Source organism: Flavobacterium commune (genome assembly GCF_001857965.1).
Taxonomy (GTDB): Bacteria; Bacteroidota; Bacteroidia; order Flavobacteriales; family Flavobacteriaceae; genus Flavobacterium; species Flavobacterium commune.
In genome coordinates this window covers 1771613-1788354 of sequence record NZ_CP017774.1, presented here as the reverse complement: position 1 = coordinate 1788354, position 16742 = coordinate 1771613, and the positions used below count along the sequence as shown (strand labels likewise).

General features: G+C 34.9%; 10 protein-coding genes. 7 read left to right on the top strand and 3 right to left on the bottom strand.

Going from position 1 to position 16742, the window contains the following annotated elements; genetic code table 11:
• The 4 genes from BIW12_RS07435 to BIW12_RS07420 all read left to right on the top strand — a co-directional run bounded on the left by BIW12_RS07435 (position 1) and on the right by BIW12_RS07420 (position 9909).
• A complete protein-coding gene (locus BIW12_RS07435; protein WP_071184542.1) occupies positions 1–1872 on the top strand; it encodes a glycoside hydrolase family 13 protein in 1872 nt (623 codons plus the stop codon).
• A 279-nt stretch (positions 1873–2151) separates the two neighbouring features.
• A complete protein-coding gene (locus BIW12_RS07430) occupies positions 2152–3216 on the top strand; it encodes a formylglycine-generating enzyme family protein (RefSeq protein ID WP_071184541.1) in 1065 nt (354 codons plus the stop codon).
• 93 nt (positions 3217–3309) lie between these two features.
• On the top strand, positions 3310–7317 hold the full coding sequence (locus BIW12_RS07425; protein WP_071184540.1) for an ATP-binding protein: 4008 nt from the start codon (positions 3310–3312) through the stop codon (positions 7315–7317).
• A gap of 105 nt (positions 7318–7422) precedes the next feature.
• The gene (locus BIW12_RS07420) at positions 7423–9909 is read left to right on the top strand and encodes a glycoside hydrolase family 31 protein (protein WP_071184539.1); all 2487 of its coding nucleotides are present in this window, start codon (positions 7423–7425) and stop codon (positions 9907–9909) included.
• A gap of 81 nt (positions 9910–9990) precedes the next feature.
• Here BIW12_RS07420 and BIW12_RS07415 read toward each other — a convergent pair whose 3' ends face one another.
• On the bottom strand, positions 9991–11367 hold the full coding sequence (locus BIW12_RS07415) for a sensor histidine kinase (RefSeq protein ID WP_071184538.1): 1377 nt from the start codon (positions 11365–11367) through the stop codon (positions 9991–9993).
• Between the two features lie 192 nt (positions 11368–11559).
• On the opposite strand from BIW12_RS07415, the gene BIW12_RS07410 reads away from it, so the two are divergent.
• Positions 11560–12327, top strand: a complete 768-nt coding sequence (locus tag BIW12_RS07410) for a Bax inhibitor-1/YccA family protein (RefSeq protein ID WP_071184537.1) — start codon at positions 11560–11562, stop codon at positions 12325–12327.
• Positions 12328–12383: 56 nt separating this feature from the next.
• On the opposite strand, the gene dinB is transcribed toward BIW12_RS07410, so the two are convergent.
• Positions 12384–13469 (bottom strand): DNA polymerase IV, encoded by a 1086-nt coding sequence (gene dinB / locus BIW12_RS07405; RefSeq protein WP_071184536.1) that lies wholly within the window; start codon positions 13467–13469, stop codon positions 12384–12386.
• 99 nt (positions 13470–13568) lie between these two features.
• On the opposite strand from dinB, the gene BIW12_RS07400 reads away from it, so the two are divergent.
• Together BIW12_RS07400 and BIW12_RS07395 are read left to right on the top strand one after the other, a co-directional pair.
• Positions 13569–14978 (top strand): tetratricopeptide repeat protein, encoded by a 1410-nt coding sequence (locus BIW12_RS07400; RefSeq protein ID WP_071184535.1) that lies wholly within the window; start codon positions 13569–13571, stop codon positions 14976–14978.
• Between the two features lie 32 nt (positions 14979–15010).
• The gene (locus BIW12_RS07395) at positions 15011–15478 is read left to right on the top strand and encodes a CYTH domain-containing protein (protein WP_071184534.1); all 468 of its coding nucleotides are present in this window, start codon (positions 15011–15013) and stop codon (positions 15476–15478) included.
• A gap of 202 nt (positions 15479–15680) precedes the next feature.
• Here BIW12_RS07395 and BIW12_RS07385 read toward each other — a convergent pair whose 3' ends face one another.
• Positions 15681–16658 (bottom strand): IS256 family transposase, variant Zn-binding type, encoded by a 978-nt coding sequence (locus BIW12_RS07385; protein ID WP_157499505.1) that lies wholly within the window; start codon positions 16656–16658, stop codon positions 15681–15683.
• Positions 16659–16742: the final 84 nt, after the last annotated feature.

Genomic DNA, 16742 nt, shown 5'->3' with positions numbered 1-16742 from the left:
ATGAATCTTAAAGGATATAATAAAAAATCGAAAATAGTAAAAGCAGTCACGCTGTTATTGCTTTTGTTTTCATTAAACACTATTGCTCAAATACAAAGAGTAGAGCCTCCGTTTTGGTATGCCGGAATGCACAATCCCGAACTGCAGATTTTATTTTATGGCAAAAACATTGCTGAAAATGAAGTAACTGTTTCCAATGGAATTTCTATTAAATCCATCCAAAAAACAGAAAATCCTAATTATCTTTTTATAACCATTGATACCAAAGGAATTGCTGCACAGGAAATTGTTTTTTCATTTTCGAAAAATAAAAAAGTAATCTTTACTAAGAAATACACCTTAAAACAGCGTAAGGAAAATTCCGCTTCACGCAAAAGTTACGATGCTTCGGACATGATTTACCTGATAATGCCCGATCGTTTTGCCAATGGAAATCCGAAAAACGACAGCCAAAAATCACTAGCCGAAACAGCAAATCGAAACAATCCGAGCGGAAGACATGGAGGCGATATCGAAGGAATAATTCAAAATTTGGATTATATTCAGGAATTGGGTGCAACGGCACTTTGGCCAACACCACTTTGCGAAGACAATGACCCCCAGGGTTCCTATCATGGATACGGACAATCGGATGTTTATAAAATAGATCCGCGTTATGGAACCAATGAGGATTACCTGAAATTGACTGCCGAATTGCACAAAAGAGACATGAAACTCATCATGGATTATGTGACGAATCATTGGGGAGCAAAACATTGGATGCTAAATGATTTGCCAACTTACGATTGGATTCATCAATTTCCGGGTTATGCCCAAACCAATTATCGTATGGCGACGCAATTTGACACCAATGCTTCCAAAATTGATGCAAAAATGTGTATGGACGGCTGGTTTGTAAAATCAATGCCCGACTTGAACCAGTCGAATCCTTTAGTGCTAAATTATTTGATTCAAAATGCCATTTGGTGGATAGAATATGCTGATTTGGATGGATTCCGGGTAGATACCTATTCGTATAATGATAAAATTGGAATTTCAAAATGGACCAAAGCCATCACTGACGAATACCCTAATTTTAATATTGTGGGCGAAGTCTGGATGCACGATCAGGCACAAATGGCGTATTGGCAAAAAGACAGTAAACTGGGCGCTATTCAAAACTACAATTCCTATTTGCCAAGTGTAATGGATTTTACTTTACACAATGCAACATCTGTAGCTTTCAACGAAAATCAGGCGGATTGGGACAAAGGACTTATGCGAATCTATGATAATTTTACCAATGATTTTCTGTACCCCAATCCAAACAATATCTTGACTTTTGTCGAAAATCATGATACCCAACGTTTTAACGAAATCTATAAAAAAGATTTCAAAAAATACCAAATGGCAATGGCTCTGATTGCTACTGTCCGTGGAATTCCACAGTTGTATTATGGTTCCGAAATTGCTATGGCAGGAAATAAAAATGAAGGCGATGGAGCTATTCGTCTGGATTTTCCCGGAGGTTGGAATGGCGACAGTAATAACGCTTTTACTCAAAAAGGAAGAACAGCTGAACAGCAACAATTTTTTGATTTTACATCAAAATTATTCCAATGGCGCAAAACGAATGAAGCGGTACATTTTGGGAAAATGACGCATTATATCCCGGAAAACAATGTCTATGTTTATTTTAGATATACCGATAGTAAAACGGTTATGGTTGTTGTAAATAATAATTTGACTTCAAGTGCCGTCAATCCAAAACGTTTTCAGGAAAATATAAAAGATTTCAAATTAGGTAAAGATGTTTTGTCTGGAAAAGCGGTAGATTTAAACTATGAATTTACGATTGAAGCACAATCGGTTTTGTTACTGGAATTGGAATAAAAAAAACATGATTGTCCGCTAAGCGGACTAGACTAAAAACAGGCCGCAGACCTGTCTGCCGACAGGCAGGTGACACTGATTGAACAGATAAAAACGGATTTTTCATTGCTATTTGTAAATCACAATCTGCGATAATCCGTTAAAATCAGTTTCATCTGTGTGCCATTCTCAATCATTGGTATATGAGACGGATAGTCATTAAAAAAATAGTAGTTTTGTCTAGTCCTAAATTTTAGGATGGTATAAGTATTTTTTGCTTTAAGATAAATTACAATTGATATGAAGATTAATAAGTTGATTTTTGGAATTTTGTTGGTTGCCATTTTTGCTTGCAATAACAAAGAGCAAGTTATCAAAGATCAGCCCGAAAATGTTGTAACTCCGCCCAATATGGTGTGGGTTTCGGGAAATACATTTACACAAGGAGCAAAAGAAAACGATCGATTAGCACTCGAACATGAAAAACCGGCACATAGTGTTGCTGTTGATGGTTTTTTTATGGATATCTCCGAAGTTACGAATGCCTGTTTTAAAAAATTTGTAGCTGAAACTCATTATGTAACCACTGCCGAAAGACCAATTAACTGGGAAGAATTTAAAAAATCCTTGCCCGAAGGAACACCAAAACCAGCCGATTCTATATTGCAGCCCGGTTCTTTGGTTTTTAATGATGAGGTAAAAAATGTGACTAATTATACTGATTTTCGTCAGTGGTGGAAATGGCAAACAGGAGCTAATTGGAGACATCCAGAAGGGAAAAATTCCAATATCATAGGAAAAGATAATCATCCAGTGGTTCATATTTCTTTTGAAGATGCTCAGGCTTATTGCAAATGGGCGAAACGCAGATTGCCTACAGAAGCCGAATGGGAATTAGCAGCTATGGGAAATTTAAAAAATCCTGTTTACAGTTGGGGCGATGATCAATCAAAAATGGATAAAAAGGCCAATACCTGGCAGGGAGATTTCCCAAATTACAACGCTAAAAGTGATGGCTATTCAGCTTTGGCTGCGGTGAAATCATTTACTCCAAATTCATTAGGAATTTATGATATTGCCGGAAATGTTTGGGAATACACTCAGGATTGGTACAATGTAAATTACTATCAGGAGTTATTTTCGAAAGGGGAAACTACCAGAAATCCTCAGGGGGCTACTGAAGCATGGAATCCAAGCAATCAATATGAAAATGAGCGAATAATAAAAGGAGGTTCTTTTTTGTGTAACGAATCCTATTGTTCCAGTTTCAGAATTTCTGCCCGAATGGGAATGGCTGAAGGTTCCAGTTCAAACCATGTGGGTTTTAGAACAGTTGTTGATTTGAAAATGCTTCAAAAGAATTGATTTTGAAACTGTACAACTATAAAACCGTCTCGTTTTAAAAAAAGCGAGACGGTTTTTTTTGTAGTTTCGTTATTGTGAATTCCAATAACAATTATGAATAGTAATTTTCGTCGTTATATTTTACTGGGGTTGTTTTTGTTTTGCTGTGTATCTCTAAATGCGCAGCAGTCTTTCGTATTTACAGCTATCGATTCTAAAAACGGACTTTCTGAAAATAGAGTGCGTACCATTTTGCAACTTCAAGATGGTCGAATGGTAATTACCACCGAAGGTGTAACCAATATTTATGACGGAACTTCTTTTAAATATTTACATCTAAAAGGCAACAACATTTCCCGATTAACGGGCTATTCAGGATTTCACCATGGCTATGTGGACAAAGAATATGTCTGGATAAAAGACAAAGCAAAGCTGATGGGTATTGATATAAAACAGGAACGTTTTGTGTCGAAACCTGATAGTATTTTATTGAAAATGGGAATTCGGGAACCCATTGCTGACTTTTTTCTGGATGCTTCTCAGAATTATTGGGTGCTCACATCTTCCGATAAGTTGTTATTTCGAAATGCCAAAAACGGAAAGACTTCAATTTTTCTCAAAAACGTTTCGACTCCCAATGGGACAAAAGACCAACTTTATGATATAGCTGTTATTAAGCAACAACTTTTTCTGTTCTATAGACATGGATTGATAGTTTGTTATGATTTGAAGACGGCTAAAGAGTTGTATAAAACCAATTCTTTGTCGAATGAAAATCCAACGAAATATGGCAACACGCTGATGGTTGTTCAGTCGGAGAATTCATTGTATCAAATACGGAATGGAGGAGGGAGTGTCATGTTGGCTTATGATATTAAAAAACGGACGCATACAAAAATACTTCAAACTGACTATTGGCTCAATACCATTTCTGTCGATAAAAAAGGCAATTTATGGGTGAGTTGCGCTATCGGATTGTGGTTTATTGACAAAAATCTGAAAGAAAAACATTTTATTCCATCGTTTAAATTGGTTGATGGAACCGCAGTAAATACCGAAGCGAGTACACTTTATAACGATTCACAAGGCGGACTCTGGATTGGGACATTCAATCATGGATTGTTGTATTACCATCCTGACCGATTCAAATTTAAGAATGTTGGGAAAACGTTTTTTGGAACACAATTAAAAGATATTGATGTAAGTTGTTTTGAGCAAACGACACAAAATACGATTTTGGTTGGAACAAAAAATGGACTGTACAGTTATTCTCCGGAAACTTCGAAACTTTCCATTTTTACTGGATTGCCAGCCGATGTAGATTGTTTTTCGATGACAAAAGATTCCCAAAATCGGATTTGGATTTGTACACGAAATAAAGGAGTGTATTGTTTGCAAAACAATCAGCTTAAACATATTGATCCTCTCGGTGGAAATTGTCGTTCCATTGTGGAAAAACCAGATGGAGAATTTTTAGTCGCAACATCAGATGGATTAGCTGTTTTTAATTCTGCGAATGGAGTGTTTCAGCCGTTGAAATTGGTGTTGAATGGAGAATCCTTAGGTTCAGTTTCTCAATTGATTGCTTTTGATACCCAATCTTTTTTGGGAAGAAGCAACGCTGAATTGTTTGTTTATAATTATAAAAAGAATAAAATCAGCCAACCGCTGAAAAAATTGCTGAAAAACGAAAACCAAAATTATACAGCTATTTTCAAGGACAGTCGTGGAATTGTATGGATTGGCACTCAGGATGGGTTAAGTGTTTGGCAGCCATCAAAATCCGAATTGCATACGCTTTTTACCGATGATGGCTTGGTGAATAATAGCATTAAAGGAATTGTAGAAGACAAGCAAGGACTAATATGGGTTACCACCGCGGGAGGTGTTTCCCGTATTGCAGTAGATACTAAGGAAAAAAAGCTTCGTTTTTCGATTGCCAATTTCAACCATTACGATGGAGTGATTGAGAATGAATTTACAGCTTCCGCTACTTTTGCATCGAATAATGGACAGCTGTTAATGGGCGGTGTTAATGGTTTTAACAGCATCGATTTACAAAAACCTTGGTCGTTTAAACAATTGCAAAAACCATTGTTTACTGGTTTAATGCTTTTTGGAACAAAAGTTAAATCGGGTGAATCTTATGATGGTAATATCATATTGAAAAATGCAATTGCTACAACTAAAAGTATTGCGTTAAATTACAATCAGAATTTTATAAGTGTTGATTTTTCGGCATTGAATTATGTCAATCCTACGCAAACCTATTACCGCTATCGTCTGGAAGGTGTGGATGATAATTGGCGTGAAATAGTGGCGCAAAATGGAACTGGAAATGCTTCGTATACTAATTTGGCTCCAGGAACTTATGTGCTGAAAGTGAAGGCGGCAAGCAATAGTAGAGAATGGTCGAAAGAGTATGCCGAAATCAAAATTGTTGTAAATCCACCTTTTTGGAAAACGCCAGTTGCTTATGTTTTGTATTTGGTACTCCTCTCGTTGTTGCTTTATTTTTCATTATCTTATTATAAAAAATGGACCAATCAGCAATTAATACGTAAGAATGAAGAAAAACTGAATGAAATGAAATTTAGTTTTTTTACCAATGTCAGCCATGAATTCCGCACCCCGCTTACGTTGATTATTACTCCGCTGGAATCCATTTTGAAAGAAATAAAAGGAACTGCAATCGAATCCAGAATTCAATTAGTGCACCGTCATGCATTAAATTTGCAACATTTGGTCAATCAGTTATTGGATTTTAGACGATTGGAAATTTCGGGTGAAAAACTGAATCTTACTTTTGGCGATTTGATAGATTTTGTAATGCAATTTGAAGATTTATTTGGCAAACTGGCACAGGAAAAACAGATTGATTTTTCGATACAATCCGAAAAGCCAGAGTTGTTCCTGTATTTTGATAATGATAAATTATATAAAGTAATTAATAATTTGTTGTCGAATGCTTTCAAGTTTACTCCAGCAGGAGGAACAATTACCGTGCGAATTTCGAAACCAAAAGAAAGTCAAAATTCGGATGTTATACAACTGGAAGTTGTTGATTCAGGTTTAGGAATTTCGGAAAATGATGCGCCTAATGTATTCAACCGTTTTTATCAGGCTTCGACAACTCAGGGCGGAAGCGGAATTGGATTGCATCTGGTAAAAGAATATGTTGAATTACATTCTGGAGATGTAATGGTGGAAAGTGAACCGAATATAAAAACGATATTTTCGGTTAGAATTCCAACAAATCTTGTTCCTCAAAAATTAGATTCTGAAATTCTTGTTGCTGTTCCTGAAGATACAATCGATAATCAGAATATTGAAACAACATCAAAGAAAGAGACTCTTTTAGTAGTGGAAGACAATGATGATTTAAGACGTTTTCTGGTAACCGAATTGTCTCATCAATATGAAGTTTTTGAAGCTGCTGATGGCGAAGAAGGAGAAGTTTTGGCTTTGTCAAAATCTCCCGATTTAATCATAAGCGATGTGATGATGCCCAAAGTTGATGGATTCGAATTGTGCAAACGCATAAAATCAAACGTACAAACTTCGCATATTCCTGTGATATTATTGACCGCACGCACATCCGAAGAACTTAAAATGACGGGCTATCAATCGGGAGCTGATGAATATTTGGCTAAGCCGTTTAATCTGAAAATATTATTACTTCGAATAGAGAAATTGATTGCACAGAAAAACCAACGGCAATCGGCATTTTCGAAAAAATTAGAAGTGAATCCAAAAGAGATTACGATTACCTCAATTGACGAACAGCTGATTGAAAAGGCACTTGACTGCATGGAAAAAAACATGGATAATCCAGATTATTCCGTTCAGCAATTTAGTCAGGATTTGGGAATGGATCGAACGGTTTTGTATAAAAAAATGCACTCTATAACAGGACTGGCACCTTCGGAATTTATTCGTTCCATTCGATTAAAACGCGCTGCTCAACTTTTAATTCAGGGACAATATCCAGTAGCTGAAGTAGCCGAAAAAGTAGGTTTCAATACGCAGAAATATTTCAGCAAATATTTTAAAGAAGCTTTTGGAGTCAGTCCGTCAAAGTATGTTCAAAACGTTAAAAGTACTGATAATGAGTTGTTGTAAAAGAATAAACAACGAAATGTACCAATGAAAACAACATATCGTACCACTTTCTTTAAATGAATATAAATAGCTTTGGTTGATATTGATTAACTTAAAATAAACCAAATGAAAAATGCATTTCTGAGTAGAAACCGCCAGTACATTTTGTTGCTTGCGCTGTTTTCTTTTTCGTCATTAGCAGCTCAAAATTATCAAAAAACGGCTTTAGGGCTAAAAACCAAACTTCAGTATATGGATGTTGAGGTTCAGTTTTACAGTCCAGGTATTGTTCGTATTTTAAAATCACCTGAAGGAGTTGCTTTCAAAAAAGAAAGTCTATCCGTTACCAAAAAACCACAGCAAACAAAATTCACAATTCAACAAAAAGGAGATGTGGTTTCGTTAAAAAGCGAAAAACTGAAAGTGGATGTTGATTTAAAATCGGGTAAAATAGCATATTACACAATTGCTGGAGGAGCACTTTTAAATGAGGCAGCATCAGGATCAAAATTTACTGATTTTGATGATGCAGGATCTAAAACCTATAGTATCAATCAATTATTTGTGTTAGATAAAGACGAGGCTATTTATGGTCTGGGTCAACAACAGCGAGGTAAATTATCACTGCGTAATGCAAAAATCAACATGGTACAAGGCAATGTTGATGATTATGTACCTTTCCTGGTTTCTACAAAAGGCTACGGATTGTTCTGGGATAATTATTCGCCTACTACTTTTGAAGATAAGCCAGAAAGTGCTTCATTCAAATCAGAAGTTGGCGATTGTATTGATTATTATTTTATGGTTGGTGGAAACATTGATGGTTCGATTGCAGGTATGCGAGAGCTTACCGGACAAGCTCCGATGTTTCCATTATGGACATTTGGTTATTGGCAAAGTAAAGAACGCTACAAAAGCCAAGATGAACTGGTAGGCGTAGTGAGTAAATACCGTGAATTGGGTGTTCCGCTTGATGGAATTATTCAGGATTGGCAATATTGGGGAAATAATTATTTGTGGAATGCGATGGATTTTCTAAATCCTGAATTCCCACAACCAAAGAAAATGGTGGATGATATTCACAACATGAATGCACACCTAATTATTTCTATTTGGAATTCATTTGGACCACAAACTAAGCAATTTCGAGAAATGCAACCAAAGGGTATGCTTTTAAATTTTGGTACCTGGCCACAATCAGGATTAGAAACCTGGCCGCCAAACCGTGACTATCCATCAGGTGTTCAGCCTTATGATCCATACAATCCAGGAGCTCGTGATATATATTGGAAGTATTTAAACAAAGGTCTTTTCTCGTTGGGAATTGACGGATGGTGGATGGATTCGTCCGAACCAGATCATCTAGACTTTAAACCTTCCGATTTTGATTTAAAAACGCACCTTGGTTCGTTCCGAAAAGTACGCAACGCTTTTCCATTGATGACGGTAGGAGGAGTTTCAGAACACCAACGTGCAGCAAGTGCTGATAAACGTATTTTTATTCTTACCCGCTCAGCTTTTGCTGGACAACAACGTTACGGAGCTAATACCTGGTCGGGTGATGTGAATTCCTCTTGGCAATCCTTACGCAATCAGATACCGGCTGGTCTAAACTTTTCTATGAGTGCCATTCCGTATTGGAATACGGATATTGGAGGTTTTTTCGCAGGTGCTTATAAAAGAGGATGGGGCGACGGAACTAAGAATCCATCGTTTCAGGAATTGTATGTTCGCTGGCTTCAGTTTGGGGCATTCACTCCTATGATGCGTTCGCATGGTACAGATATTCCAAGAGAGATTTATAATTTTGGAAAAAAAGGCGAAACAATTTATGATGCGATAGTTAAAACAATTGATTTGCGTTATTCATTGTTGCCCTATATTTATTCTGCTTCTTGGGATATTACCAATAATCAATCGACTATGATGCGTGCTTTGGTGATGGATTTTAATGATAAGAAGGTGGTAGATATGAACAATGAGTATCTATTTGGTAAATCAATATTGGTTGCACCTGTTGTTAATGCGCAATATACTCCGGAAACTATTGTAAAATCAAACGAAGAAACAGGTTGGAATAAAGATAATGATGCTAACGGAGCTAAAGTACAAGCTGTTACTTTTACCCAGGCTAAATCGACAAAAGTGTATTTGCCAGAAGGAGCAGCATGGTTTGATTTCTGGACAAATGAGAAAATTAATGGTGGTCAGGAAATTGAAAAAGCAACAACTATCGATGAAATTCCTTTGTACATTAAAGCAGGAAGTATTATTCCTTTTGGTCCAAAAGTGCAATATGCTACGGAGAAAAAATGGGATAACTTAGAAATTCGTGTTTATCCCGGAGCTAATGGTGAATTCACTTTATACGAAGATGAAAACGACAATTACAATTATGAAAAAGGAGCCTATTCTACAATAACTTTTAAATGGAATGAGCAAACTAAAACATTAACTGTTGGAAAAAGAAAAGGAGACTTCAAAGGAATGATAAAAAACAGAACGTTTAATATTATACTTGCAACTAAGGGAAAAGGAACTGGAATGACTGGTACAACTAATTTCGATAAAACTATAAGTTACGACGGAAAGGAAAAATCGGTGAAATTGTAATAGCATTTTTAGATTTTTGAATTCTCTTCAATTACATTACAAAGGCTGTTTCACAAAAAGTGAGACAGCCTTTTTACTAAGCTAATTTTTCATCGATGCTAAAGGCAAACTAAACTTAAAAGTACTCCCCTTACCTATTTCACTTTCTACCCAAATTTCGCCTTGGTGTTTTTTTATAAATTCACTGCAAAGTAACAAACCCAGTCCTGTTCCTATTTCGTTTTCAGTCCCTTTTTGCGTAACTCTCCCATTGATTTTAAACAATTTTTCTTTGATGTTATTAGGAATCCCAACACCGCTATCTATAACAGAAACCTCAGCATTTTGAGCCTGTTTTTTCATTTTCACCTGTATTTGACCGTGTTTATCAGTAAACTTAATTGCGTTTGTCAGTAAATTTCGCACTATGGTATCAATCATATTCTTATCGGCTTCGACTTCGATAAATTCATCCGAATCAAACATAAGACGGATATTTTTATTCAATGCTGCATTTTTATTGAGTTCCAGATTATCCTCAATTAAAGCATTCAACGCAATTTTCTTCGGATTAAACTCAATCATACCGGTTTGTACCTGCGACCATCCTAATAGATTTTCCAGCAGTTTGTAACTGTTTTTGTTGGATTGATGGAGCATTTCAGTAATCTCTTTAATTTCTTCAAGACTATACTGTCCAATATTTTCGGTTAGTATTTCCGAAAGTCCAACCGAAGATCCTAAAGGCCCACGCAAATCATGAGCGATGATAGAAAAAAACTGATTTTTATCTTTTAAAAGTCGCTGGATTTTCAAATCCTGTTTTTCTTTTATCAGTAATAAAAAACCAACGGTACTGGTTAACGACAGCAAAAACAAAGTGACATTATACATGCTATCAAAAACACTTTGTGCAAAGAAATCCGTTTGCGGATTGAAATAATTATAAATGATTCTGATGACCAATAAAATTTCAAATCCGGAAAAACATAGTCCGTAGAAGGTTCTGAAGAAATTATGTTTTGTATCCGTAAAATAGCTAATAGTTGGTCGTAAATAAATAGCAAATAAACCAATAGAAACAATCAAAACACGGGTATTAATGGTGCTTTCTAAAACTGTTGCGATGTTAAAAACGATTGCTGCCACAATAGTTATCCCTATTTGTATTTTAACCGACTGCTTTGATTTTGTTTTAAACATAGCAAGTATTGCAATTGTTTCATAACAACAGGCCGAAAAAACAATCATATTAGCTATATTAATCGAAAGGAAATCAGGAATGGTATTTCTTAAAAAAAGAAAAACCCAACCTATGGTTAACAATAACTTGCCAAGACCATAGTAGTTTAAAATCTTTCTGTTGTCGGTAGTAGCATAAGAAAACGAGTAGCTAAATATCAGAATACAAACAAATAAATTTCCTAAAAAATAAAGTTGGAAAACAGTTTTGGGGTCTAACAGCAGAAATTGAGACATTATAATTGTATTTCATTAAAAAACCGGGGAGATAAATGTACGAATTAAGAGAATATTCAGCCTTATTTATTAGTGATTTTTTATATTATTGTCAAAATAAACAACAAAATCAGAATAAAAAAATTAAGAAGAATTAAACAAATTTCCTGAAAAATATCATTTATATTTGGCTAACATAAAATGTAATGTACTATGGAATTCAAATCTAGAAACCCTTTTTTAAACAATAAAAGTTTCTCGCCTACATCAAGAGCAGAACAAGTTCACGAAGCCACTGTTATTGGTTATGATCAGGACATGACCATTTCGGGAACTATCAACAAAACTATTTTATTATTCTTATTGCTTACAGCAGCTGCCATGGTAACCTGGTGGATGACTTTTAACGGAATGAACCCTATTGTTCCTGCCATTGGCGGAGCTATAATCGGTTTTGTTTTAGTTATTATTTCTGCTTTTAAACCACAATATTCCGGCTATTTAGCTCCGGGTTACGCTATATTTGAAGGCTTATTCATTGGAGGAATTTCAGCAATTTTTGAAGTCAAATACCCGGGAATTGTCATTCAGGCTGTAGGAGCAACATTTGTAACCTTTGCCGTTTGTCTGGGATTGTACAAATACCGAATAATAAAAGTAACCGAACAATTCAAATCTGTCGTTGTTGCTGCTACACTGGCTATAGCTACTTATTATTTGATTTCCTGGCTGTTTTCGCTATTTACAAGCTACCAACCGGTACATTATGGAAATTCGATGTGGAGTATTGGAATCAGTGTTTTTGTGATTATAATTGCCGCCTTAAATTTATTCCTTGATTTTGATCGAATTGAAGAAGGAGCGCAACAAAGAATGCCAAAATACATGGAATGGTTTGGTGCCATGGGATTGATGATTACCTTAGTTTGGCTATACATCGAATTCCTGAGATTGCTATCTAAACTTTCCAGTAAAGACTAATTTCAAATTATAATATTAAATGTAAACCCTTCCCCAAAAGAAGGGTTTTGTGTTTTTTAAAAGTCAAATTTCAATTGAACTGCAACCACTGCTTTTTTAACTTCGGTATTTAAGTTACTCATAGAAATCCCAAGCAACCGAACCGAATCTTTCATTCGTTCCTGATACAACAATTCTTTTACTGTTTCTAAAATCAATCCTTTATCGGCAATAAAATAAGGCAGGGTTTTACTTCGGGTTTGTTGTGTAAAATCGCTGTATTTTATCTTTAAGGTTACTGTTTTTCCTGAAACATGATGTTTTTTCAACCTTCGCTCTAAACTATTGGCAATGTTCTCCAATTGTTCCAACATAAAGATTTCCGAAGACAAATTAGTTTCAAAAGTATGTTCGGCGGCTACTGATTTCGCAATTCGACTCGATTTCACTTCGCTATTGTGAATACCGCGCACCACATGGTAATAATAACTCCCTGATTTACCGAAATGCTTTTCTAAAAATTCTAATGATTTACTCTTTAATTCCTGTCCGGTAAAAATCCCCAGTTGGTACATTTTCTCCGTTGTCACCTTACCCACACCATAAAATTTGCGAATAGGTAAAACTTCCAGAAACGGAATCACCTCATCGGGAGTAACGGTTTTTTGTCCGTTGGGCTTATTGTAATCACTTGCAATTTTGGCCACAAATTTATTAATCGAAATTCCCGCCGAAGCCGTTAAACCCACTTCATTAAAAATACGATTTCGAATTTCCTGTGCCAATAAACTCGCACTGGGATTTCCTTTTTTATTTTGGGTTACATCCAGATAAGCTTCGTCAAGCGAAAGCGGTTCAATCAAATCGGTATAGTCGCGGAAAATCTTATGAATTTGATTCGAAATTTCCTTGTAACGCTCAAATCGGGGACGGACAAATATAAGTTCCGGACAATATTTCTTGGCCAAAACTCCGCTTATTGCCGAACGAACACCAAATTTCCTCGCCTCATAACTCGCCGCTGCCACTACCCCTCTGTTTTCAGAACCTCCCACAGCAATAGGTTTTCCTCGCAGCTCCGGATTGTCCATTTGCTCCACAGAAGCAAAAAAAGCATCCATATCGATGTGTATGATTTTTCTATGAGAATTTATTTCGAGCATAAAACAAAATTATAGAAAATTATCATTTTAAAATCTACAAAAATTACTTACATTTAATCCTGAATAAAATCAACAAACATTTCATTTACACAAAATAACATGAATATAAAAATACTTTCTTTTCTATTATTTTTCCCAATCTTATTCTGGAGTCAAAACAATAACTCTAATAAAACTGTTTTTAAATACTTCTACAGAGATAAAATAGTTTCTGTAGAAATTTGGAAAGGATCTGACAAAAAAATAGATAGCCTAAAAACCTATCATAATAATGGAAAAATAAACGAAGTTTTTTATTATGACGACAATGGACGTAGAGATTCCAATAGTTTTCAATACGACAGCCAAGGCGAAAAATTAGTTACCTGGAACTTTTCGCATGGTAAATTATTAAGCAGAACCGATCATAAACTACCTTTCAGTAACAAAGAAAATGAAGAAAATGCAAAAAAACATCTCCAATTACTTACTCAATTAAACACCAGAACCAACTACAATCCAACCCACATCAACGACCTGTTTCAGAGAGGTAATTTAAGAGCTCGTCTTGGAAACAGAACATTAGCTATTGATGATTTAAAAAGAGTAGAATCGATTATTAAAAAATCCGAAAAAGATACTACTAAAGTAATTTCGGAAGCTGTAAAAACCAGTAGAACTAAGTTTAAAAGCAGTCTTTATGATTTATTAGCTAACCAGTTTGGCGCACTTGAAATGGAACTTTCAGCCTATCAATATTATCTAAAAGCGATGGCTGCAGCTCCAAAAGACTATCGGATTTTATATAATTTTGCCAATTATCTGCAGCAGAAAAAATCCACTGATTTAGCCCGCTATTATTTGGAAAAAATTGTTACCGAGCAACCGCAACACGGTCACGCAAGATGGGGACTGGCTAAACTTTATAGTGATATTGGCGAATATGAAAAAGCCATGGAGAATATTAACATTGCTTTTACCAGAGAAGCAAAAATCATCTCACATTCATCTAATTACGGAAGTAGAGATTTACGAACTACCAGAGGTTTATTGTATCATAAACTGGGGGAATCCGAAAAAGGAATTGAAGATTTACAAGAAGCCTTAAAAATGGACAAAAACAATTCGTATGCGATGAAAAATTTAGGAATTATTTATCTCGATCAAAAAAAACACAGCGAAGCTTGTGAATTATTTGAAAAAGCTAAAGCACTTGATTACACCTTAATTTTTGATGAAAATGATTTAGCTTCTTTGATAGAAAGTGCCTGCAACAATATTCCTTATGTTGAAACCATTACTACTCCAACACCTTTTGTATTCCCTAATCCTGCTACTACAGTGGTTACAATTAAAAACTACGATTACAAAAGTTTTGATTATGACTTTTTTGACTTTGAATCCAATGCTGTTTTACATGGAAAAAGCACCGATGGCACCATTGATGTTTCCAGACTAAACGCTGGTTTTTATATACTTAAAATTTCAAATACTGATTCGCCACAGACATTTAAAATTATCAAAGAATAAGCTATCTTTAAACTTTGTAATTTATCAATAAGATGTTAGAAATAGAAAGAAAATTTTTAGTCACTTCCGATTCTTATAAAAAAGAAGCTTTTTCTAAAAAACGCATTATCCAAGGTTATTTGAGTTCTAATCCCGAGCGCACAGTACGTGTGAGAATCAAAGAAAACAAGGCTTATTTAACTATAAAAGGCAGTTCCAGCGCAAGTGGCATGTCGCGTTTTGAATGGGAAAAAGAAATTGCCGTTGATGAGGCTAAAAATTTATTGTTGCTTTGTGAAAAAGGAGTAATAGACAAAACACGTTTTGAGGTAAAAGTAGGTCATCACACCTATGAAGTGGATGAATTTTACGGCGAAAACGAAGGTCTTGAAATGGCCGAAATAGAACTAAAATCAGAAACTGAAGATTTTGAAAAACCCAATTGGCTGGGTGAAGAAGTAACTAATGATAAACGATATTATAATTCGTATTTAAGCAAAAATCCGTATCAAAATTGGTAAAAAAAGGTAATGTGGTCAAAAATAGTTGGTAATTTTTCATTTTGGATTAGTTAAATTACGCTATCAAATTGAAGAGGAAGTTGGCTCTGCTGAGGAGCAACCAGCCAGCAATAAATTTGATGATTATACGATAATTAAAAGGATAGTTTTTAGCTATCCTTTTAATTATCGGCAATCTGATATGGCTTACAAAAAACCTATTTTAGGTTTGGTTTTTATAATATAAATACCATTTCAAGAAGTTCTTTCTATTAGCTAAACTTAATCCTCTATGAATATTCAAGTTACCTTTTAAGTGTCCAAAAAAGGATTCTAGAGAGTTTGTTGAGTTGGGTATTTTGTCATCCTTCAAGTACAGGAACATGTTAGGTATAGCTTTCTTGATTACGGTAAATGATCTTTTAACCATTTTATGAGTATACCAATATCTTCCTGTTTCAATATTATATGATTTTTGGTTAATAAAATCTCTATATCGTTCTTCCCATTGAATGAGCTCTATTAGCCATAATTGTCGTTTGTATTCAGAATCAATATGATGGATTTTTACTGCTATTTGTTTGAGTTCAAAACCAGATTTATGTTTAGGGTTCTGTGTAAGCCATATTCTACACATTCTTGAGATATGGACTAAACATCTTTGAAAAGGCACTCGTGGACAAACTTTTTTAATGGCTTTTATAGATGATTTGTCTCCATCAGATGTAATACTTTTTATTTTGATTCCTAGACTTAATAAATTTTGCAAGTCTTCTGCTATTTCCTCAAAATGCTCTCCATTAGTCATTCTATAAAGCTGTGTCGACTTTAAATGAAAGTTTCTATAAACCACCAGACAAATATCATTTGGAAAATAAGTTCCATCAATTACCAGGTAAATTTCATCTGTTGAATTAAATTCTAAAATTGGAGCTTTGGATAACATTTTAGAAAAATAACGTTGCAATGTACTTTTGCTATATCCTGATTCGACTGATAGTTTATCAAATGTATCTTTGCCAATTACCCAGTTTCTAAACCAAATTTCTTTATTAGAATCCGAAACAGATTTATTATTTGATGTAAATAATTGTCCACAATCTTTACATTTAAATCTTTGCTTATTTAACTGGATTCCCCATTTAATAGTTTGAAGACTTTTACATGTTGGACAGCGCTTTTTTTTGAGTTTTTCATAAATAAAAAAAGTTTATTGAAACGAATTTCAATAAACTTTCGGGAGTGTCATATTTTTCAATGCTTAACAGAACTTTTACCAACTATT